General features: G+C 71.3%; 20 protein-coding genes. 9 read left to right on the top strand and 11 right to left on the bottom strand.

Annotated elements, in window-relative coordinates; all coding sequences use genetic code 11:
• Positions 1-57 precede the first annotated feature (57 nt).
• From SK854_RS34385 to SK854_RS34400, 4 genes are all read right to left on the bottom strand, one after another.
• Positions 58-432 carry a DUF2255 family protein gene (locus SK854_RS34385; RefSeq protein ID WP_319979297.1) on the bottom strand — a complete coding sequence of 125 codons (375 nt, stop codon included), beginning with the start codon at positions 430-432 and terminating at the stop codon, positions 58-60.
• Positions 429-1463 (bottom strand): zinc-dependent alcohol dehydrogenase family protein, encoded by a 1035-nt coding sequence (locus SK854_RS34390; RefSeq protein WP_319979298.1) that lies wholly within the window; start codon positions 1461-1463, stop codon positions 429-431. Before SK854_RS34390 ends, SK854_RS34385 begins: the two co-directional genes overlap by 4 nt.
• Before the next feature lie 159 nt (positions 1464-1622).
• Positions 1623-2261: a response regulator transcription factor gene (locus SK854_RS34395; protein ID WP_319979299.1), complete on the bottom strand. Its 639-nt coding sequence runs from the start codon at positions 2259-2261 to the stop codon at positions 1623-1625.
• Positions 2258-3472, bottom strand: a complete 1215-nt coding sequence (locus SK854_RS34400; protein ID WP_319979300.1) for a sensor histidine kinase — start codon at positions 3470-3472, stop codon at positions 2258-2260. The genes SK854_RS34395 and SK854_RS34400 overlap by 4 nt, the downstream gene beginning before the upstream one ends.
• 172 nt (positions 3473-3644) lie before the next feature.
• Here SK854_RS34400 and SK854_RS34405 point away from each other — a divergent pair, with 172 nt between their 5' ends.
• Both SK854_RS34405 and SK854_RS34410 read left to right on the top strand, forming a co-directional pair.
• Positions 3645-4724: an ABC transporter permease gene (locus SK854_RS34405; RefSeq protein ID WP_319980041.1), complete on the top strand. Its 1080-nt coding sequence runs from the start codon at positions 3645-3647 to the stop codon at positions 4722-4724.
• A complete protein-coding gene (locus tag SK854_RS34410; RefSeq protein WP_319979301.1) occupies positions 4721-5413 on the top strand; it encodes an ABC transporter ATP-binding protein in 693 nt (230 codons plus the stop codon). The genes SK854_RS34405 and SK854_RS34410 overlap by 4 nt, the downstream gene beginning before the upstream one ends.
• Here the strand turns inward: SK854_RS34410 and SK854_RS34415 are convergent.
• Complete coding sequence (locus tag SK854_RS34415; RefSeq protein ID WP_319979302.1) at positions 5394-6533, bottom strand: GH12 family glycosyl hydrolase domain-containing protein; 1140 nt, start codon at positions 6531-6533, stop codon at positions 5394-5396. The two genes, SK854_RS34410 and SK854_RS34415, sit on opposite strands and share 20 nt — an antisense overlap.
• Positions 6534-6870: 337 nt before the next feature.
• Between SK854_RS34415 and SK854_RS34420 the strand changes: the two genes are divergently transcribed.
• Positions 6871-7122: a sigma-70 family RNA polymerase sigma factor gene (locus SK854_RS34420; protein WP_319979303.1), complete on the top strand. Its 252-nt coding sequence runs from the start codon at positions 6871-6873 to the stop codon at positions 7120-7122.
• Between the two features lie 85 nt (positions 7123-7207).
• Positions 7208-8536, top strand: coding sequence for a TIGR01777 family oxidoreductase (locus SK854_RS34425; RefSeq protein ID WP_319979304.1), 1329 nt, complete (start codon positions 7208-7210; stop codon positions 8534-8536).
• On the opposite strand, the gene SK854_RS34430 is transcribed toward SK854_RS34425, so the two are convergent.
• Positions 8509-9675 carry a glycosyltransferase gene (locus tag SK854_RS34430; protein WP_319979305.1) on the bottom strand — a complete coding sequence of 389 codons (1167 nt, stop codon included), beginning with the start codon at positions 9673-9675 and terminating at the stop codon, positions 8509-8511. The two genes, SK854_RS34425 and SK854_RS34430, sit on opposite strands and share 28 nt — an antisense overlap.
• A 356-nt stretch (positions 9676-10031) precedes the next feature.
• On the opposite strand from SK854_RS34430, the gene SK854_RS34435 reads away from it, so the two are divergent.
• Entirely contained in the window at positions 10032-11651 is a 1620-nt protein-coding gene (locus SK854_RS34435) for a glycosyltransferase family 4 protein (protein ID WP_319979306.1), read from the top strand.
• On the opposite strand, the gene SK854_RS34440 is transcribed toward SK854_RS34435, so the two are convergent.
• Positions 11643-12023 (bottom strand): NAD(P)-binding protein, encoded by a 381-nt coding sequence (locus SK854_RS34440; RefSeq protein ID WP_319979307.1) that lies wholly within the window; start codon positions 12021-12023, stop codon positions 11643-11645. The genes SK854_RS34435 and SK854_RS34440 overlap by 9 nt on opposite strands.
• Entirely contained in the window at positions 12020-12328 is a 309-nt protein-coding gene (locus SK854_RS34445; protein ID WP_319979308.1) for a DUF3099 domain-containing protein, read from the bottom strand. The genes SK854_RS34440 and SK854_RS34445 overlap by 4 nt, the downstream gene beginning before the upstream one ends.
• A gap of 156 nt (positions 12329-12484) precedes the next feature.
• On the opposite strand from SK854_RS34445, the gene SK854_RS34450 reads away from it, so the two are divergent.
• Entirely contained in the window at positions 12485-13339 is an 855-nt protein-coding gene (locus SK854_RS34450; protein ID WP_319979309.1) for a tetratricopeptide repeat protein, read from the top strand.
• 28 nt (positions 13340-13367) lie between these two features.
• On the opposite strand, the gene SK854_RS34455 is transcribed toward SK854_RS34450, so the two are convergent.
• Entirely contained in the window at positions 13368-13568 is a 201-nt protein-coding gene (locus SK854_RS34455) for a hypothetical protein (protein ID WP_319979310.1), read from the bottom strand.
• 282 nt (positions 13569-13850) lie between these two features.
• A complete protein-coding gene (locus SK854_RS34460; RefSeq protein ID WP_319979311.1) occupies positions 13851-14789 on the bottom strand; it encodes an AraC family transcriptional regulator in 939 nt (312 codons plus the stop codon).
• A gap of 129 nt (positions 14790-14918) precedes the next feature.
• Between SK854_RS34460 and SK854_RS34465 the strand changes: the two genes are divergently transcribed.
• The gene (locus SK854_RS34465) at positions 14919-15206 is read left to right on the top strand and encodes a DUF1330 domain-containing protein (RefSeq protein WP_319979312.1); all 288 of its coding nucleotides are present in this window, start codon (positions 14919-14921) and stop codon (positions 15204-15206) included.
• 17 nt (positions 15207-15223) lie between these two features.
• Here SK854_RS34465 and SK854_RS34470 read toward each other — a convergent pair whose 3' ends face one another.
• Positions 15224-16030 carry a helix-turn-helix domain-containing protein gene (locus SK854_RS34470; RefSeq protein WP_319979313.1) on the bottom strand — a complete coding sequence of 269 codons (807 nt, stop codon included), beginning with the start codon at positions 16028-16030 and terminating at the stop codon, positions 15224-15226.
• Between the two features lie 102 nt (positions 16031-16132).
• On the opposite strand from SK854_RS34470, the gene SK854_RS34475 reads away from it, so the two are divergent.
• Positions 16133-16987, top strand: coding sequence for a helix-turn-helix transcriptional regulator (locus tag SK854_RS34475; protein WP_319979314.1), 855 nt, complete (start codon positions 16133-16135; stop codon positions 16985-16987).
• 147 nt (positions 16988-17134) lie between these two features.
• Positions 17135-17980, top strand: a complete 846-nt coding sequence (locus SK854_RS34480; RefSeq protein ID WP_319979315.1) for an SDR family NAD(P)-dependent oxidoreductase — start codon at positions 17135-17137, stop codon at positions 17978-17980.
• The last annotated feature ends 34 nt before the right edge of the window (positions 17981-18014 follow it).

Raw genomic sequence — 18014 nt, forward strand, 5'->3', positions numbered from 1 at the left:
CGAGACGCCGGTGCGTCCCAGCGGTCGCCGCTCCACGGGTCTGTCCTTTCCGGAGTGTCAGCGCGGGAGAAGCCGGATCGTCACCGGGATCGCGTCCGCGCCGACGACGGTGCCGACGATGGCGGGCCCGTGGCGGTCGTACTTGGCGTGGTAGGCCTCGTCGATGTCGTCGTGCACGTCCGGGGCCGCGTCCGCGAAGGTGACGTCGCGCTCGACTCCGCCTGCCCGGACGCGTCCGGCTCCCGCGGTCGTGGCGTTGCGGTACCAGGGGTTGTCCGGGCCGTAGGCGCTGCGCACGTAGAGGGCGTCACCAGCGCGGACGACCCACATGGTCACGTACGGCCGGAGTGCGTCGTCCGCGCGAAGCGAAGCGAGCTGGAGCTCTTCCGCGCCACCGATCTGGTCGAGTTCGTCCGCGGTCCAGGCGGTCATGGCTGGATCAGGACCTTCAGCGCGGTGCGGTCGGCCATCGCCTGGTAGCCCGAGGCGACGTCGTCGAGCGCCACGGTGCGGTCGAAGACGCGGCCTGGTTCGACGCTGCCGTCGAGGACGTCGGGCAGCAGTTCCTCGATGTAGGCGCGGGCCGGCGCGACTCCGCCGGTGAGGGTGATGTTGCGGAAGAACACACCGAAGCCGGCGGGCACGTCCGGGTACTGCGGCACGCCGACGCGGCTGACGGTGCCTCCGTTGCGGACGATGCCGAACGCGGTCTCGATCGCGGGCTTGAGGCCCACGCACTCCAGCACGACGTGGGTGCCGTCGCCGCCGGTGAGCTCGCGGACTCGTTCGACGCCTTCGTCGCCACGTTCGGAGACGACGTCCGTGGCGCCGAAGTCGCGCCCGAGGTCGGTGCGGTCGGCATGGCGTCCCATGAGGATGATCCGCTCCGCGCCCAGCCGCCTGGCGGCCAGCACCGCGGACAGTCCGACGGCGCCGTCGCCGATCACCGTGACGGTCGTGCGGGGGTTCACGCCGGCGGTGACGGCGCAGTGGTGGCCGGTGGGGAACACGTCCGACAACGTCAGCAACGAGGGCAGCAGCGCGGAGTCCTCGCCGACCGGCAGCTTGACCAGCGTGCCCGCGGCCTGCGGCACCCGCACGGCCTCGCCCTGGCCGCCGTCGACACCCGGCGAGCCCCACCCGCCACCGTGCCGGCAGGAGGTCTGCAGGCCCTCCTGGCAGAAGTCGCAGGTGTTGTCCGCCCACACGAACGGCGCCACCACCACGTCGCCCGCCTTCAGGCCGGTGACGTCGGAGCCGGTCTCCTCGACGACGCCGAGGAACTCGTGGCCGATCCGGTCGCCGTGGTCCTGCGCGGGCTTGGCCTGGTACGGCCACAGGTCACTGCCGCACACGCACGACCGGAGCACGCGCACGATCGCGTCCGTCGGTTCGTGCAGTTTCGGGTCCGGCACGGTCTCCACTCGCACGTCACCGGCACCGTAGATCAACGTCGCCTTCATGAGCCTCTTCCTGTCGTGGCCGTCCGCTCCGGGGCGGCTTCCCCGGTCAGGTTCGATCAAACGCCGACGGCGGGCAACGCGACAGCGCCTGCCTTCACGGGGCAACGACAGAACCCCTCAGACGGGTGACGCCCCGTGCTCAGGAGACGCCGATGCTGTTCATCGGCGGCGGATCAGGCCGATGTCGGTCGCGGTCGCGACGGCGGCGGTGCGTGAGTCGACGCCGAGTTTGGTGTAGCAGCGGGCGAGGTGCGACTTCACGGTGCCTTCGGTGAGGTGCAGGCGCGCCGCGACGGCCCGGTTGGACAGCCCGTCGGCGACCAGGACGAGCACTTCGATCTCCCGCCGCGTCAACGCGACGTCGGGCATGCGCATCCGGGTCAGGAGCCGGTCGGCGACGGTGGGGGCCAGGGTGGTGCGCCCCGCGGCGGCGGTGCGGACGGCGGCGGCCAGGTCGTCGGGAGGCGCGTCCTTGAGCAGGTACCCGGTGGCGCCCGACTCGATGGCGGGCAGCGTGTCGGCATCTGTGTCGTAGGTGGTGACGATGAGAACACGGGGCGCACCGGGTCGAGCGGTGATCGCGGCCGTCGCCTCGGCACCGGTCATTCCCGGGCCGAACCGCAGGTCCATCAGGACGACGTCGATGTCGCCCTCGGTGGCGCGTGCCACCGCGGCTTCGGCGGTCGCGGCCTCGGCGACCACGACGAGACCGGGTTCGGTCTCCAGCACCGCCCGCAGACCCGCGCGCACCACGGGATGGTCGTCGGCCAGGAGGAGCCGGATCGGGGCGTCGGTCATGGCAGTGCCTCTGGCTGGGTGTCGGTGGAGCGCGGCAGGGGCAGCCGGGCGGCCAGAGCGGTGCCGCGGCCGGGGACCGACTCCACGGTGAGGGAGCCGCCCAGCGCACGGGCGCGGGTGCGCATGGCCGCCAGGCCGAACCCTCCCTCGCCGGGATCGGGAGCGGGAAGGCTCCCGGGGTCGAAGCCGGTTCCGTCGTCGACGACGCCCAGCGCGATCTCGTCGCCGAGGTGGCTCAGGGTGATCTCGACGGTGGTCGCGCCCGCGTGGCGGACGGTGTTCGCGATGGCGGCCTGGGCGATGCGCAGCAGGGCGACCTCGTGCGCCGTCGGCAGCGGGACCGGATCGCAGGTGAGGTGGAACCGCGCGGTGATCCGGTGGCGGGCGCCGGTGGTGGCGCACAGGCGTTCCAGGGCGTCAGCCAGCGTGGTGTCGTCGAGGGCGGGCGGGGTGAGGGCGGCGACGAAACGGCGTGCTTCGGCGAGGTCGTCCGCCGCGGCCTGACGGGCCTGGCGCACGTAGCGGGCCGCGTTGCCGGAGGTGTCGGGCAGCACCCGTTCCGCGGCGCTCAGCAGCAGCTGGATGCTGGACAGCCCCTGGGCGAGGGTGTCGTGGATCTCGTGGGCCAGGCGTTCCCGCTCGGCCAGCACTCCGGCGGTGTGCTGGGCACGGGCCAGGTCGGCCCGGGTCGCGGTGAGTTCCTCGATCAGGCGCCTGCGTTGCTCGCTCTCCCGGTAGAGCGCCTGGTAGCCCCTGACGACGGCGACCGCGACGGCGGCGCCGAGCAGCGGGCCGATCGCGGCGACCGGGCTGAAGACGGCCTGGTGCGCGCCGAAGGCGGTGATCGCGGCCAGCGCCGTGGCGATCACCGCGGCCAGGCCCGCCCGGCGTGGCAGCAGGTGGAGCTGGAGGAAGTACAGGGGGAAGGCCACCCACACGCCGTCGGCGGTCAGCAGCACCAGGACCAGCCACACGGCGCTGACGGCACCCAGCCACCCCGCGGCGGCGAGCCGGGACGTGCGGACGCGGGGCAGCAGCGGTCCGGCCGCGTAGACCGCCCCGCAGACCAGCGCGACCGCGACGACCGCCCCGGTCTGAGGGTGTCCCCCGGCCACGGCCCGCGCCATCGCCAGGACGAGCAGGGCGAGGAACAGCAGGTGCAGGCACCAGGTCAGTACCCGGTTGGTCGGTGTCAGGGCGGGAGCGTTCACGGTCTGTCCAGGCTACGTGGGCGGCAGCGGGAGGCACCTCTGTCGAAAGGTGTAGCAGGGGCACCGACTTCCGGCTCGGGAAGTGCCATCCCCGGCCAGATGCCGCGGCAGGGCTCCGACGGCGACCGTGGCGACGTACCGATCCACCCGCCGGAAAGGACAGGTCGAGATCTTGTTCGTCGCCTGGAGAGAACTCCGGTTCGCCAAGGGGCGTTTCGCCCTGATGGGAACCGTGATCGTGCTGATCACCCTGCTGGTCGGTCTGCTGTCCGGCCTGACCGCCGGGCTCGGACGGCAGAACGTCTCCGCCATCACCGGCCTTCCCGCCGACCGGATCGCCTTCGCCGCGCCCAGCGGTGATCAGGGGCTGTCCTACTCCGACTCCACCGTCACCGAGACGCAGTGGCGGCGATGGGCCGGCACGCCCGGCGTGACCACCGCCGAACCCCTGGGCATCACCACCACCAAGGCGACCGCGGGTGACCGGAGCACCGGTGTCTCGGTCTTCGGTGTCCGAACAGGATCTCCCCTCGCCCCGGACGGCGGGAAGCTCTCCGAGCACGCCGCGGTGCTGTCCGCTGCGGCCGCCACCGAACTGGGAATCCAGTCCGGCGGCAGCGTCGCCCTGGGTGGACGGCAGCTGACCGTGGCCGCCGTGTCCGGCGACGCGTCCTTCAGCCACACCCCGGTCATCTGGACCACCCTCGACGTCTGGCGCGCGACCGCTCCCCCGACCGGCAACCCGTTCGCCACCGTGATCGCCCTGACCACCACCTCCGGCGCCGATCTCGCCACCACCGACCAGGCCGCGGGCACCAGGACGGTCACCGCTGACGACTCCCTGGCGGCGATCGGCTCCTACGCCTCCGAGAACGGCTCGCTGCAGCTGATGCGCGGTTTCCTGTTCGCCATCTCCGCTCTGGTCATCGGCGCCTTCTTCACCGTCTGGACCATCCAGCGCAGCGGTGACGTCGCCGTTCTCAAGGCGCTCGGCGCCACCACGGCCGGGCTGCTCGGGGACGCGCTGGGCCAGGCCGTCGTCCTGCTCGCGGGCGGCACCCTCGTCGGAACCGGGCTCGCCGCCGGCCTCGGTGCCGCCCTCGCCGGCTCCGCCGTTCCGTTCGTGCTCACCCCCGCCACCGTGCTCGTCCCGGCCGCGGTGATGGTCCTGCTCGGCGCGCTGGGAGCCGCGCTCGCGATCCGCCGCATCACCTCCGTCGACCCGCTGACCGCACTGGGGAGCACCCGATGAGCCTCACCCTGACCGGCGTCACGCTCACCTACCCCGACGGCGGCTCCCGCCTCACCGCGCTCGACCAGGTCACCCTGGACGTGCCCCGAGGAAGCCTGACCGCCGTGGTCGGCCCCTCCGGCTCCGGCAAGTCCAGCCTGCTCGCGGTCGCCGCCACCCTCATCACCCCCGACGCGGGCACCGTCACCGTCGACGGCTCCACGACCACCGGCATGACCCGCGGCGAGCTCACCGACCTGCGTCGTCACAAGATCGGCATCGTCTTCCAGCACCCCAGCCTGCTGCCCGCCCTCTCCGCCCGCGAACAGCTCCAGGTCATGGCCTGGATCGACGGCCGTTCCCCGGCCAAGGCCCGCACCCGCGCGATGGAACTGCTCGACGCCGTCGGCCTCGCACCGCAGGCAGAACGCCGCCCGCACCAGCTCTCCGGCGGCCAGCGCCAGCGCGTGAACATCGCCCGCGCCCTCATGAACGATCCCACCGTCCTGCTGGTCGACGAACCCACCAGCGCCCTCGACCACGACCGCGGAGCCGCCGTCGTCGACCTCCTCACCCGCCTCACCCGTCAGCAGGCCACCGCCACCGTCCTGGTCACCCACGACCGCGGCCACCTCACCGGCGCCGACCAGATCGCCGAAGTCCACGACGGCCGCCTGCGCCCCGGCGCCCTCAGGCAGGCGTGCAGGTGATCGACACGATGCCGGGCGAGACGCCACTGCCGACCACGTCGAAGCTGGTGGACTTGCCCGGTTCGAGCACGCCGTCGCGCACGCCGCCGACCAAGTGGACCGACGAGCCGGACTGGGTCACCTGACCCACGGACGTCCTCTCCACGTGCTGGCCGCCGGGGAACGTCCAGTCGAGGATCCAGCCCTGGACCGGCGAGTCGCCGACGTTGGTCACCTCCACGACCGCGCGGAACCCTCCCGTCCAGGTCTCCTCCACGTTCAGGGCGGCGAAACACGGCGTGGGAGCGGACGTCCCCAGCGCCCTCCTGGGCTTCTGGTCGTCCACGGAGACGGAGAAGTTCTCGATGGCGTTGCCCGCGCCTCCACGCCACAGGTTGAATCCGGCCTCGACCGCGATCAGGTACCAGTCCGGTGAGACCAGACCTCGTCCGACGGAGTCCCCGGTGAACGCGCTGATGTCGAGGTCCCTGACGGCCGTGGTCTCGCCGACGCGCTCGTAGGTGATCCGCACACGACCCTGGTCACGTGCCAGCCACACGTTCCACCGGGCGTCGGAGATCGGCACCTCGCGGGCCAGCATGACCCCTCCCGGCCGGACCCCGCCGCGGCTGCGGAGCCAGATCACCATCTCGGCGCCGTCCGGCGTGCCTTCGGCGACGGGTCCGCTGTGGAACCACACCACGTAGGCGGCGTTGAAGACCCCGGTGTCGACCTGGCTGGTGACCCAGTCGCTGGTGACACGGGGCATCGCCGACACCTGGACCGGCAGGTCGCCGACATCGGTGCAGTCCTGCCAGTGACACCCCTTGAGCAACGACGGAGTGGCGGCGGGGGCGCCTTGCGGCGACACGTCGTGCGCGGCGCTCTCGATCCGCAACGACTGGTCCCCCACGGTGACGCACTGGGGCGTTTCGGCGTTCCACACGTTGTTCTGGGCGAGGTAGTCCTTTCCCCCGGCCGGGGCGACACCGTCCTTGGCGCAGAGGGACAGGCTCGCGCTCGCCGCGGGCCCCACGTTCGTCAGGACCAGGCCGACGATCGCGGCGATCAACGCTCCGCCCAGTCCGAGCGCCACGAAAGCCGCGGCGACGCGGAAGGCGATGTGAGCGCTGGGATTCATCCGTGCTCCTCACTTCGGTGGCCCGGAGGCGCCGGCACCTCGCTGCACGACGCTCTGCAGAGGGATACGCCCTGCCCGGCGATCGCGTTCATCCCGGCTCGCGAACCGGCGCGCGACCACGTGGGTGAGCCGCGCCACTCCATCGGGCTCGCCGGCCGTCATGCAGGCGGTCATGCGCGGCAATAGCGTTGGTGCAGAACTTCTGGTTGTGGCGCAGCGGCAGGGAAATCGGGACATCGTGAGCTCACCATCGCGCCACACCGGCGCACACGACGCGTCGTCGACATCGACGCCGACCCGCGCGTCCGCTCACGGACGAACTGGCCTGGGTGAGCTGATGACCGCTGTCGCGAGCGGGGACCAGGCAGCGTTCGGGCAGGTCTACGACCTTCTCGCGGTGCCGTTCTACCGCCTGGTCCTGGGCGGACCGCGACGGGAGGACGGCCGAACGGCCGACCGGGTCGCGCTCGACGCGTGGACGCGGGTCTGGCGGGACGCTCCACTGCTGCTGCACGGGTCGCGCCGGCCGCTGTCCTCCGCCGAGGCCGTCGCCTGGATCATGAACAAGGCACGCGAGCAGCGCCGATGAGCTCGCACAACGACGAAGAAAAAATCACGGAGTCCGTGTGCCCGCCCATCAAGCGGACGCGGAACGGCGCACTTAGCGTTGAGTCATGTCTTTGATCTGCTCCAGCGTCGTCGACGCGCCACTGGACGACGTGTTCGCCTGGCACGAGCGGCCGGGAGCGATCCACCGGCTCACGCCGCCCTGGCAACCGGTGGGGGTGGTGCGCGAGGCCGGCTCGCTCGACGGTGGCCGGGCGGTGCTGGGGTTGCCGCTGGGACTGCGCTGGGGTGCGCGGCACACCGAGTACAGCCCGCCGCACCGGTTCGTCGACGAGCTCGACTCCGCGCCGCTGAGCTGGGCGTTGAGGTGGCGGCACACCCACGAGTTCCAGGCCGAGGGCGAGCGGACCCGGATGACGGACCGGGTGGACACACCGGTGCCCGGCGCGCTGCTGCGGTCGATGTTCGCCTACCGGCACCGCCAACTCGCCGCCGACCTCGCCGCGCAGGCGGCCGCCCGGGAGGCGGGCGACCGGCCGATGACCGTCGCGATCACCGGTGCCAGTGGCTTCGTCGGGACCGCGCTCTGGTCGTTCCTGAGCACCGCGGGCCACCGGGTGGTCAAGCTGGTGCGGCACTCCCCCGCGGGCCAGGACGAGCGGCGCTGGGACCCCGACCGCCCGGCCGCGGATCTCCTCGCCGGCGTGGACGCCGTGGTGCACCTCGCGGGCGCCTCGATCGCGGGCAGGTTCACCGAAGCGCACCGGCGGGCGATCCGCTCCTCCAGGATCGGACCGACCCGCGCGCTCGCCGACCTCGCCGCGGCCACCGGTGTGGCGGTGTTCGTCAGCGCGTCCGCGATCGGCTTCTACGGCAACGACCGCGGTGACGAGGAGCTCACCGAGGACAGCGAACGCGGCGAGGGTTTCCTGGCCGACGTCGTCGCCGACTGGGAGGCCGCCACCGCTCCCGCCGCCGCGGCAGGGGTTCGAGTGGTGACGGTGCGCACCGGACTCGTCCAGTCGCCCGACGGCGGCACGCTGCGCATCTTCCATCCGCTGTTCACCGCCGGGCTGGGCGGCAGGCTCGGCGACGGGCGGATGTGGCAGTCCTGGATCGGCATGGACGACCTGGTCGACGTCTACCACCGCGCGCTCTACGACACCTCGCTCAGCGGACCGGTCAACGCCGTCGCCCCAGAGCCCGTGCGCAACAGCACCTACACCGCCACGCTCGCGAAGGTGCTGCACCGGCCCGCGTTGCTGCCGGTCCCCTCCTTCGGGCCCCGGCTCCTGCTCGGCGAACAGGGTGCGCGGGAACTGGCCGAGGCGAGCCAGCTGGTCCGGCCCGCCGTGCTGACCAAGGCAGGGCACGTGTTCCGGTATCCGGATCTGGAGCAGGCGCTGCGTCACGTCCTGGGACGCGTGCCGGGGTGAGCCCAGTGCTCCAGAACCTCCAGCAGCCGTGCGGCGCCCACGTCCGGCCCTGCGGCGCGCACCGCGTCGTGCAGGCCCGCGAACCGTTTCTCCAGCACCGATTCCAAGGCCTCCGCCACGTCCTCGAACGTGGCCGCGTTGGGATCGAGGCACACGCCCGCGCCCGCCTTCTCGGCGTCGTGGGCGATGCAGAACTGGTCACTGGAGAACGGCAGCACCAGCGCGGGAACGCCCGCCTGCAGGCATTCGGTGAAGGAGTTGTTGCCACCGTGGTGAACCATCGCGGCGACGTGCGGCAGCAACGCGCGCTGAGGCACGACGGATTCCACGACGACACGCGGATCAGCGGCCAGGTCGGCAAGTTCGGCGACACGGCCACCCGCGGCGACCACCACGGTCAGGCCGGGAATCCGCAGGGCCCCGCGAACAACCGTGCGCAACACGTCGTGCCGCGCGGACAGGAACGTGCCGAGCGCGACGAGGAGCACTCGCCTGCCGCGCACGCGGTCGAGCCAGACGTCGTCGAGCGGCTCTGGAGTCGTGCAGTGGCCGAGAAAGATCTGCTGCTGGCGTTCCGGCAACGGTGGCAACCAAGGCAGTTCCGGATAGTTCAGCACGGCGGCGTGGGAGGAGGTCAGCGCGAACGCGCGGGGCGGCACCGGCCGCGATGGCGCGAAGTCGCGCAGCAACCGGGAGAACTCGGCGGTGAGAGCCTGATCGGTGAGGCGCACCTCCGCGGCCAGTTCGGCGAGCTCTTCCGGTGACGGGCGCACGGAGGACGGCCACACCTGCGGCAGTCCGAAGAGCTGGTCGTCACGTGACACCAGATAGGTCGGATGCCCTGTGACATAGGACAAGAACGGCAGATCGAGCGCGTGCAGCGCCAAGGTCGTGGCGTAGTCGATCTGGTCGACCACGTACCAGTCAGGCCTCAGGCGATCGTGCAGCGCACTCAGATCGCGCATCACTTCTTCAGGTGCGGCAAGCAGTTCCGTCCTGCGGCGGCGTGTCTGCGCGAGCAGTGCTGCCACCGCACCTCCTTTGGTGGCTTCGAGGAAGTCGGTGAGACCACGCGCCGAGCGCGCGTCCTGCGCCGTCCGCTCCGCGACGCCGCTGTTCGACTCGCGCGTGGTTCTCATTGCCACGAAAGGAACACCGGGAGCGAGATCGGTGAACTCGGCCCCGCAGGCGAACGTCACCGCCCGGGCACCCGCCGTGCTCAATGCCGTGGCGAACACGGACATGGGCTGGGCGTGGGAACGAAAGGGCGGGCTGACAACGACGAAACGCGGCACCGGACTCCTCCTTGGTGGTGTGACTGGAAAGTTGTTCGATCCGAAGGCACCCTCCGGTTCGAACACCAGAGGTGCGGACACATCCAGAAGTACAGCGAGCACTGGAATCCCGGCAGGCCGAGAACGCCCCCGTGGCGCAGAGCCCTCATCTCCTGGTCGACGCCCTGAGACGCGATCCGCGTCCGACCACCTTTTCCCTTTTGTGTGAACGGATCCCCGCGACCGTGCGCGCACACGGCGAGGAGGCGACGACCGCCGAATTACGCCGTGTGATCTCGTCCACAAGGGACGAGGCGGTCCGCACGTGGCTGCTCGACGCGTCCTGGTTGCACCGCCTCACTCCGCTGGGTCCCGAAGAAGCGCGCGAGTTCGCCACGGGCCCGGCGCTGTGGCGCCATCTCGACGCGCTCGGCGAGCCGGTCGACGCCGATCCCCGCTCCCCCTATGAAAAACTGATGCTCGACCTGCTGCACAACGACATCTCGTTGCCGGTCGCCTCACCCGTGTCAGGACCCACGATCGCCCAGTCGATGCTCATCGGCGGAACCGCCCGGCCGGGCGAGGGTGCGAGCGGCGGCCTCACCGTCTTCCTCTCCTCGCTGGCCGACGCGTTGGTCGCGCGGCAGGACATCGGCCGCGTGGTCACCGTGGTGCTCGCACCGGAACCGACCACCGTGACCGTGGAGAAGAACTCCGAGCTCGACCACTGGACGGTGCGCGTGCCCGTCGACTCACCGGTCGCGCTCGCACAACCGGACATGGCGCGTCATCGGGCGGGAATCACCTGGTGGCTCACGAGACTTCTGCCGAGGTGCGGGCTGTCGCCGGACGTCGTGCACGTCCGCTACTCCGACGACGGCTCTCTCGCCGTGGCCGACGCCGCTCGCCTGCTCGGCGCGAAGCTCGTGTTCACCGTCACCCCGGACCCGCACCGTCACCTGGCCGAGCGCCATCCCGCGGACACCGGGGACCTCGCGGCCATGCGGTTCGACCTGCACCGCGTGCGCACCGCCGACCACCTCGTCGAGCGCGCCGACCAGGTGATCACCATCGGCGGCAGGCAGGACGAGGTGCTGACGCACTTCCCCCAGCTCACCCCGGCGGCCCTGGGGGCACTCGAAGAAGGCATCGCGCCGGCGCCGCCGCCCACCGGGCGGTCACTGGTGCGGGAGCTGTTCGCGCCCTCCGCGCTGCCCCGCCTCGACGTCTCCGCCGAGGGCCTGCCCGTCCTGCTCAACGTGGGCAGGCTGCACCCGATGAAGCAGCAGCCGCTGCTGGTGCGCGCCTGGCTGGAGGCGGGTCTGCACCGCTCGACCGCGCTGGTGATCATCGGTGGCTCCTCCACCGACCGGACACCGGACGAGCAGAAGGTGCTCGACGAGGTGCTCGGCCTGGCCCGCTCCGAACCCTCGGCACGGGGACGGCTCGCCGTCCTGCCTGCCTGGTCGAACGACGACGTCCGGCTGCTCCAGCACGAACTGGTGGCCGCCGCGCCGTCCTCAGGCGCTCCGCACGTCTACGCCTGCGCGAGCGCGAAGGAGGAGTTCGGCATCGCGGTGCTCGAAGCGATGGAGGCCGGGTTGCTCGCGATCGGTCCGCTTCGCGGCGGCCTGAGTTGTTACGTCGAGCACGGGCACAACGGTTTTCTCGTCGACACGTCGGCCGCGCGGTCGCTGGGCGAGGGCCTGGCGCAGGTCGTGCGTCTCGGCGCCGCCACCGCCCCGATCGCGGCGGCCGGGCAGAAGACCGTGCGCGAGCGGTTCCACATCGACGCCGTCGCCGATCCGTTCGCCGCGCTCTACCGCGGGTTGTCAGGCTGACCTGGCCCGCACGAAGACCTCGTCCGCGCCCAGTCTCGTGAACAGGCTCTGGTTGTGGGGATCGCGGACCGCCGCCACGATGGTCGCCGTCCGGTTGAGGCTGCGCGCGGCCATCGTGACCTGCAGTCCGTCCAGGTCGTCGGGAACCGCGACGACCACCCGTGCCGCGAACTCCGTTCCGGCGTGCCGCAACGCGCAGATGTCCCGGCCATCGCCGCGGGCGACCCTGGCACCGTTGGCGAACGCACTGGTCAGCGCTATCGCGTCATGGTCGAGCACCACGACATCGGGTCGATCGAAGCGCGACGGCAGATGCCGCAACACGTCCAGAGCCGCGTCCCCGTACCCCACCACCACGGTCAGGCCGGTCACCGCGACTCCTCGTCGTCGCCAGCCGTGAGCGCGGACCGTGAAGGACGCAGTCGCTGGGGCGACTCGGCCTTGCGCGGCGGCCGGTCGTTGGCGATGAGGACCGCCATCCAGGGCAGCGGAACGGACAGCAGGATCAGGATGAGCGCGAGCCACCAGATCTTCGCGAACAGCAGGGCCAGCAGGATGCACGGGATGCGCAGACTCATCATCAGGGCGTACCGGCGGCGCCGTGCCGAGAGCTGGTCCTCGTAGGAGGGGGCGGCAGAGGTGATCAGTACGGGGTTTTCGTTTCGGTGCGAGTTCACGACGAGACCTCCGTTCTCCTGGTTGGTTCGGAGCGGAGGCCGATCGGGTTCGTGTCTGCTCGGTCACGCCGGAGCCGTGTCGACGAGGCTCTGGCACCGCGTGGTGAGCCACCCGCCGCGAATGGGTTAGCCTTCGCACAGATTGTGGGTGACCAAATGAGTGAGCCTGACTTAGGCCCGTTGAGCCGTCATGGCTCCGAGATGCTCGACAGCACCACCGACCAGGCGCCGCACGAGCGGGCGATCGAAGTGCTCGAACAGGCAGTCGCCGCGGGAGAACCCGCGGCCGCGCGGTTGCTGGCCCTCGGGTATCTCGAGCAGGGCCGGCTGATCGAGGCGCACGAGTTGCTCGGTCCCCTGGTCGCGGCAGGACGCGACGATCTCGCCGACGTCCTGGCCGACGTGCTGGCCGACCTCGACCTGACCGACGACGCCGAGAACGCCTACCTGCTCGCCGTCGCCTCTGGCGACAGCAAGGCGATGAACAACTTCGCCTTGTTCCTGGCCGAGCAGGGACGCTTCGACGAGGCCGTGGGAATGTTCGAGCGCGCCGTCGCCCTGGGCGACACGCTGGCGCCCGCGAACCTGGCCCGCCTCCACCTGCACGACCGGCACGACGTCGACACCGCACTCGCCGTCGCCGAGCAGCACCTCGACGCGGCCCGGCCGACGACCTACTGCGCGCTGGCCGAGGTCTACGCCGAGCTCGGACGCCTGGACGAAGCCGAACGACTGCTGCGCGCGGCCATCGACCTGGACGCCCAGCAGGCGCACATCGACTACGCCAAGTTCCTGCACCGGCGCCGCGACGACCTCGCGGCCGCCGAGCGCGAGTACCGGGCGGCCGACGAACTCGGCGAGCCCGCCGCCGGCTACCACCTCGGCGCGTTCCTCCTGGAGCACGGCGATGAGGACGAAGCCGCCGGCGTGCTCGAACGGGCCGCCTCCTGGGGCGATCTCGACGCTCGACAGCTGCTGGACACCGAGTTCGAGCTCGTCACGGATCCGTGAGAGCGCGACGGCGGACAGAGCTGTGGGGTCAGGCCGTCTCGCTGGAGTGCTGCGGCGCGTCCGCCGGTTCGCGGAACAGACCGGTGTAGGACCGCTGGTCCTCGTCGGGCGACGAGTCAGACCTCGAATCGAGGTGACCCGTGTCCGGGTGGCTGAAGAGCCCGTCCCCTGAGAACGCGGCCGCCGGACGCGTCCCGGCACCTGCGCCGTCTGCGCTGTGGTCGGGCACGTCGTTACGCGAAAAGTACTGGGATTGCATGGGTTTCCGACTTTCTTTGCATCCTGTGCGTGCTCTCAGCGAGTGGTACTGGAGCCGAAGCAGCCGCACGGCGCTAGGGGGTTCGGGAAGATTTGACGAAGTCAGGCCCCGATAGACGGCAATACTACACCTCATGCGTCGGCATGTGCCTTGTACGCCGCAACAGCGCGTTGCGCGGCGTGTCGGGGGCCTGCGAACGAAAGTCCTCTGTGGACGCACCGCAGGATCTCAACGCGTTGCACGACAACAATTTCATCGGTTCGAGGCGACCGCTTCGGTGATGTCGCGCTGCTGGCGGCGGAACTTGCCCGGCGCCGCGCCGAACTCCCGCTTGAAGGCGGCGGAGAAGGCGAACTCCGAGGTGTAGCCGACGTTGCGGGCGATCGCGGCCAGCGGCGCCTGGCCGTCCCGCAGCATCCGTGCGCCGGTGCTCAGCCGCCACCAGGTCAGGTAGGCCATCGGGGACTGCCCGACCAGAGAGGTGAACCTGCGGGCGAAGGCCGTCTTGGACAGTCCGACCTCGGCGCCCAGTTCCTGGACCGTCCACGGGTGCGCGGGCGAGCGGTGGATGTGTTGCAGCGCCGTGGCGACGACCGGGTCGGTGAGCGCGAGGCACCAGCCTCCGCGCGGGCCGTGGCGTGCGGCCTCCTCGTCGAGCCAGGCGCGCAGCAGGTAGACCAGCAGCAGGTCCATCAGGGCGGGAACGGCCGCCGCGGCACCGGGACGGGCCTCGATCAGGTCGGCGCCGAGCAGGTCCACCGCGCTGCGCAGGGCGGAGTGATCACCCAGCCGGGCGGGGAGGTGGACGACCTCGGGCAGGGTCCGCAGGAACGGGTGGGCCTGCCCGCGATCCAGCCGATAGGCCCCGCACAGCAACTGCGCCTGGCCGGGCGCGGGCTCGTGGTCCGGCGGGCCGGCTTCCGGCGCCAGGGGCAGCTCGGCGATGGTCCTGTCCGGACTGTCGCTCATGCCGTGCACCACGCCGTGCGGCAGGAACACCACGTCGCCCGCACCGAGGGCGACGGGAGAGCCGGACGGCGGAATCAGCCAGCAGTTGCCCTCCAGGACGACGTGAAAGCCGGCTCCGGGATACGGGCCGAACGCGTACCCCCACCGGCCGCTCAGACGGGAACGGGTGAACTTCGCGCGGCCCGCCCTGACCGTGGAGATCACGTCGCTGAAGACGTCCATGACATCAGGCTACAGCGCTCCAGGTGGTCGTTTCGAGTATGTATGAGGTCGAGACAAGCATTGGAAGGACCGATCTCCGCGTTTAGCGTCGACAGCGTTCACCACATCGCATCTTGAGGAGACGCGGACATGACCGCCTATGTCGTGATCGATCTGAACGTCGCGGACCCGGCCGGCTTCCAGCAGTACGTCGACGGGGTGATTCCGCTGCTGGAGAAGGCAGGTGGCCGCAACGTGCTCACCGACGCCGACGCGCTGGTGCTCGAAGGCGACTGGACCCCGCCGACGCTCGTGATCCACGAGTTCGCCGACAGGGCCGCGGTTCAGGCGTTCTGGGACTCGCCGGAGTACCAGCCGTTCAAGGACCTGCGCCGCAAGTACTCCACGGTGAAGGTGGTCGTCGGCCAGACCGCCTGATCCCGGGCGGCCCGCTGTCAGGCGGCCAGCGTGCTCAGCAGCACCAACGCGTCGGCGGAGCGTGATCCCGGTTCGGCCGGCTGGGCGACCAGCCGCTGGCCGGGCGCGCTGGTGATCGGGAAGACCTCCGTGCGCAGGTCCAGCTCGCCGACGTCGGGGTGGAAGAAGCAGGTGCCCGGACGGACCTGGCCGCGTGGCTCCGGTTCGGCCCAGAGCCCGCGGAACCGGGGGCTGGCGATGGCCAGTTCGCCTACCAGCTCCCGCAGCCCGCGCTCGTCGGCGGTCTGGCCGGCGACCTGGCGCAGATCGTGCACGGCGGCGCGGGCCGTGGCGGTCCAGTCGCGGAAGAACTCGGGTCCCGCGGGATCGAGGAAGATCATGCGGTGCAGGTTGTCGCGGTGGACGAAGCGGTTGTGCAGTGCGGCGGCGAGGGCGTTGCGGGCCAGGACGTCACCGGACCGGCCGAGGACGTAGGCCGGCGCCGCGGTCCAGTCGCCGAGCAGGACCAGCAGGTGCGGACTGACGCGTTCGCGCCGGTCGCGGGCAGCGGGGCGAGCCAGCCGGTGCAGCTCGACGGTGGCGCTCTCGTCCAGGCGCAGCGCGTGCTTCAAGCTCTCCACGGTCTGCCGGGTCGGCCGCTCGTGTCCCTGTTCCAGCCTGGCGTAGTAGCCCGCGCTCAGCCCGGCGAGCAGGGCGACCTCGTCCCGGCGCAGCCCGGGCACCCGGCGGCGGCCCGCTGTGCTCAACCCCGCCTGCTCGGGTCGAACGAGAGCACGGCGCGTGCGCAGGAACGCGCCCAGCGCCGTGTTCCGGTCGCCGTTCATGCGATCGAGGCTAGGACAGGAGCGAGAGCTCAGCCTGGGTGCGTCTCACCCGGGGAGCCCTGCGGTTGACGGGAAACCGCCGCACGGGTTGAGTCTGCCGTCATGACCGGCACACCACTCGGCGACTTCCTCCGTGCCCGGCGTGAAGCCCTCACGCCGCAGGACGTCGGCCTGCCCGAGCACGGCCGCCGACGCGTCAAAGGCCTGCGCCGCGAGGAGGTCGCGATCCTCGCGGGGGTCAGCAGCGACTACTACATGCGCCTGGAACAGGGCCGCGAGTCCAGTCCGTCGGCGCAGGTGGTGGAGGCCGTGGCACGGGCTCTGCAGCTCGACGCCGCGACCACCGAGCACCTGTGGCTGCTGGTGCGGCCGGCGGAGGCCAGGGCGTGGCGCGGCACGGACGGCCTGCCGGTGAGCGCTCAGCTGCGACAGCTCATGGACAGCTGGTCCGACGCACCGGCGTTCGTCGTCGGGCCCGCGCTGGACGTCCTGGCGGGCAACGCCATGGCCGACGCGCTGCACGCGGGCTTCACCCCGGCGGACAACCTGGCCCGCATGGTGTTCCTCGATCCGGCCGGGCGCGAGTTCTACCGGGAGTGGGACCGCGCGGCGCACTCCTGCGCCGCCGAGATCCGCGCCGCGTACGGGCACGATCCCGGCAACGCGCGCATCGCCGAGGTCGTGGCCGTGCTGTCCGAGCGCAGTCCGGAGTTCGCCGAACTGTGGGCCCGGCACGACGTGAAGCCCAAAACCCAGGAGATCAAGCACCTGCGCCATCCGCGGGTGGGCGACCTGGAGATCCAGTTCTCCACGTTCACCGTCAGCGGCGCACCGCACCAGCAACTGGTCGTCTACCAGGCCGAGCCCGTTTCCCCGACCGCGGAGGCGTTCCGGCGCCTGCGCGTCCACGCCGACGCGCTATGCGCCTCCCGCACGGCGGAGGTCCCGCTCGTCTAGATCTCGGCGCGGTGCCTTGGGTGGGTGCGTTCCTCCCAGGAAATCCGCGGCCTTCTTCCGGCTGTCCCACGTGGACAAACTCGTTCCTGTCAGCAGCGGCAAACCCCCCGCCGCACAGGCAGAACAGCCGGAAGGAACGAGATTCACATGTCCACCTGGTTCATCACCGGAGCGTCCCGCGGCCTCGGCGCGGAGATCGCCCGTGCCGCCCTCCGCGCCGGCGACAACGTCGTGGTCGCCGTCCGCAACCCCGACCGCGTGCCGGAAGACCTGAAGACGGCGCCGACCGCGTTGGTCGTCGCGCTGGACGTCACCGACGCCCAGGCCGTCCCCGGCGCCGTGCAGGCCGCCACCGACCGCTTCGGCGGCATCGACGTGCTGGTCAACAACGCGGGCCGTGGTCTGCTCGGCGCGCTGGAGGAGATCACCGACGCCGAGGCGCGGTCGCTGTTCGACCTCAACGTCTTCGGCCTGATCACCATGACCCGCGCGGTGCTGCCCGTCCTGCGCCGGCAGGGCTCCGGCAAGCTCGTCCACATCGGATCCCGCTCGGGTTTCGAGGGCGAGCCGGGCGTGAGCCTGTACAGCGCGTCGAAGTTCGCCGTGGCCGGGATCAGCGAGGCCCTGTCGGCCGAATTGGCACCGTTCGGCATCCAGTCCATGGTGGTCGAGCCGGGCGTGCTGCGCACGGACTTCCTCGACGCCAGTTCGCTCTCGCTCGCGGCCGAGCGGATCGCCGACTACGACGGCACGCCCGCGCACGTGACCCTCGACTGGGTCGGCACGGCCAACCACACCCAGCTCGGCGACCCGGTCAAGGGCGCCGCCCTGATCCACGAGGTCACCAGCGGCGACACCCTGCCCACCCACCTGTACCTGGGACCCGACACGATCGACCGCCTGCAGGTGAAGCTCGCTCGGATCGAGCAGGACCTGGCGCCGTGGCGCGACAAGTCCGCCGCCACCGCCCACGAAGACGTCGTCGCGGTCTGACCCGTTCACCCACCCGCCTTTTCCCGGAAGGGGA

Source organism: Lentzea sokolovensis (assembly GCF_033949975.1).
Taxonomy (GTDB): Bacteria; Actinomycetota; Actinomycetes; order Mycobacteriales; family Pseudonocardiaceae; genus Lentzea; species Lentzea sokolovensis.

What these genes read in the sequence shown, in the direction of transcription:
- SK854_RS34395 (WP_319979299.1), bottom strand. Translation starts at nt 2,261, where the DNA reads ATGACCGACGCCCCGATCCGGCTCCTCCTGGCCGACGACCATCCCGTG.
- SK854_RS34465 (WP_319979312.1), top strand. Translation starts at nt 14,919, where the DNA reads ATGACCGCCTATGTCGTGATCGATCTGAACGTCGCGGACCCGGCCGGC.
- SK854_RS34450 (WP_319979309.1), top strand. Translation starts at nt 12,485, where the DNA reads ATGAGTGAGCCTGACTTAGGCCCGTTGAGCCGTCATGGCTCCGAGATG.
- SK854_RS34460 (WP_319979311.1), bottom strand. Translation starts at nt 14,789, where the DNA reads ATGGACGTCTTCAGCGACGTGATCTCCACGGTCAGGGCGGGCCGCGCG.
- SK854_RS34480 (WP_319979315.1), top strand. Translation starts at nt 17,135, where the DNA reads ATGTCCACCTGGTTCATCACCGGAGCGTCCCGCGGCCTCGGCGCGGAG.
- SK854_RS34390 (WP_319979298.1), bottom strand. Translation starts at nt 1,463, where the DNA reads ATGAAGGCGACGTTGATCTACGGTGCCGGTGACGTGCGAGTGGAGACC.
- SK854_RS34475 (WP_319979314.1), top strand. Translation starts at nt 16,133, where the DNA reads ATGACCGGCACACCACTCGGCGACTTCCTCCGTGCCCGGCGTGAAGCC.
- SK854_RS34385 (WP_319979297.1), bottom strand. Translation starts at nt 432, where the DNA reads ATGACCGCCTGGACCGCGGACGAACTCGACCAGATCGGTGGCGCGGAA.
- SK854_RS34410 (WP_319979301.1), top strand. Translation starts at nt 4,721, where the DNA reads ATGAGCCTCACCCTGACCGGCGTCACGCTCACCTACCCCGACGGCGGC.
- SK854_RS34425 (WP_319979304.1), top strand. Translation starts at nt 7,208, where the DNA reads ATGTCTTTGATCTGCTCCAGCGTCGTCGACGCGCCACTGGACGACGTG.
- SK854_RS34415 (WP_319979302.1), bottom strand. Translation starts at nt 6,533, where the DNA reads ATGAATCCCAGCGCTCACATCGCCTTCCGCGTCGCCGCGGCTTTCGTG.
- SK854_RS34470 (WP_319979313.1), bottom strand. Translation starts at nt 16,030, where the DNA reads ATGAACGGCGACCGGAACACGGCGCTGGGCGCGTTCCTGCGCACGCGC.
- SK854_RS34420 (WP_319979303.1), top strand. Translation starts at nt 6,871, where the DNA reads ATGACCGCTGTCGCGAGCGGGGACCAGGCAGCGTTCGGGCAGGTCTAC.
- SK854_RS34430 (WP_319979305.1), bottom strand. Translation starts at nt 9,675, where the DNA reads ATGAGAACCACGCGCGAGTCGAACAGCGGCGTCGCGGAGCGGACGGCG.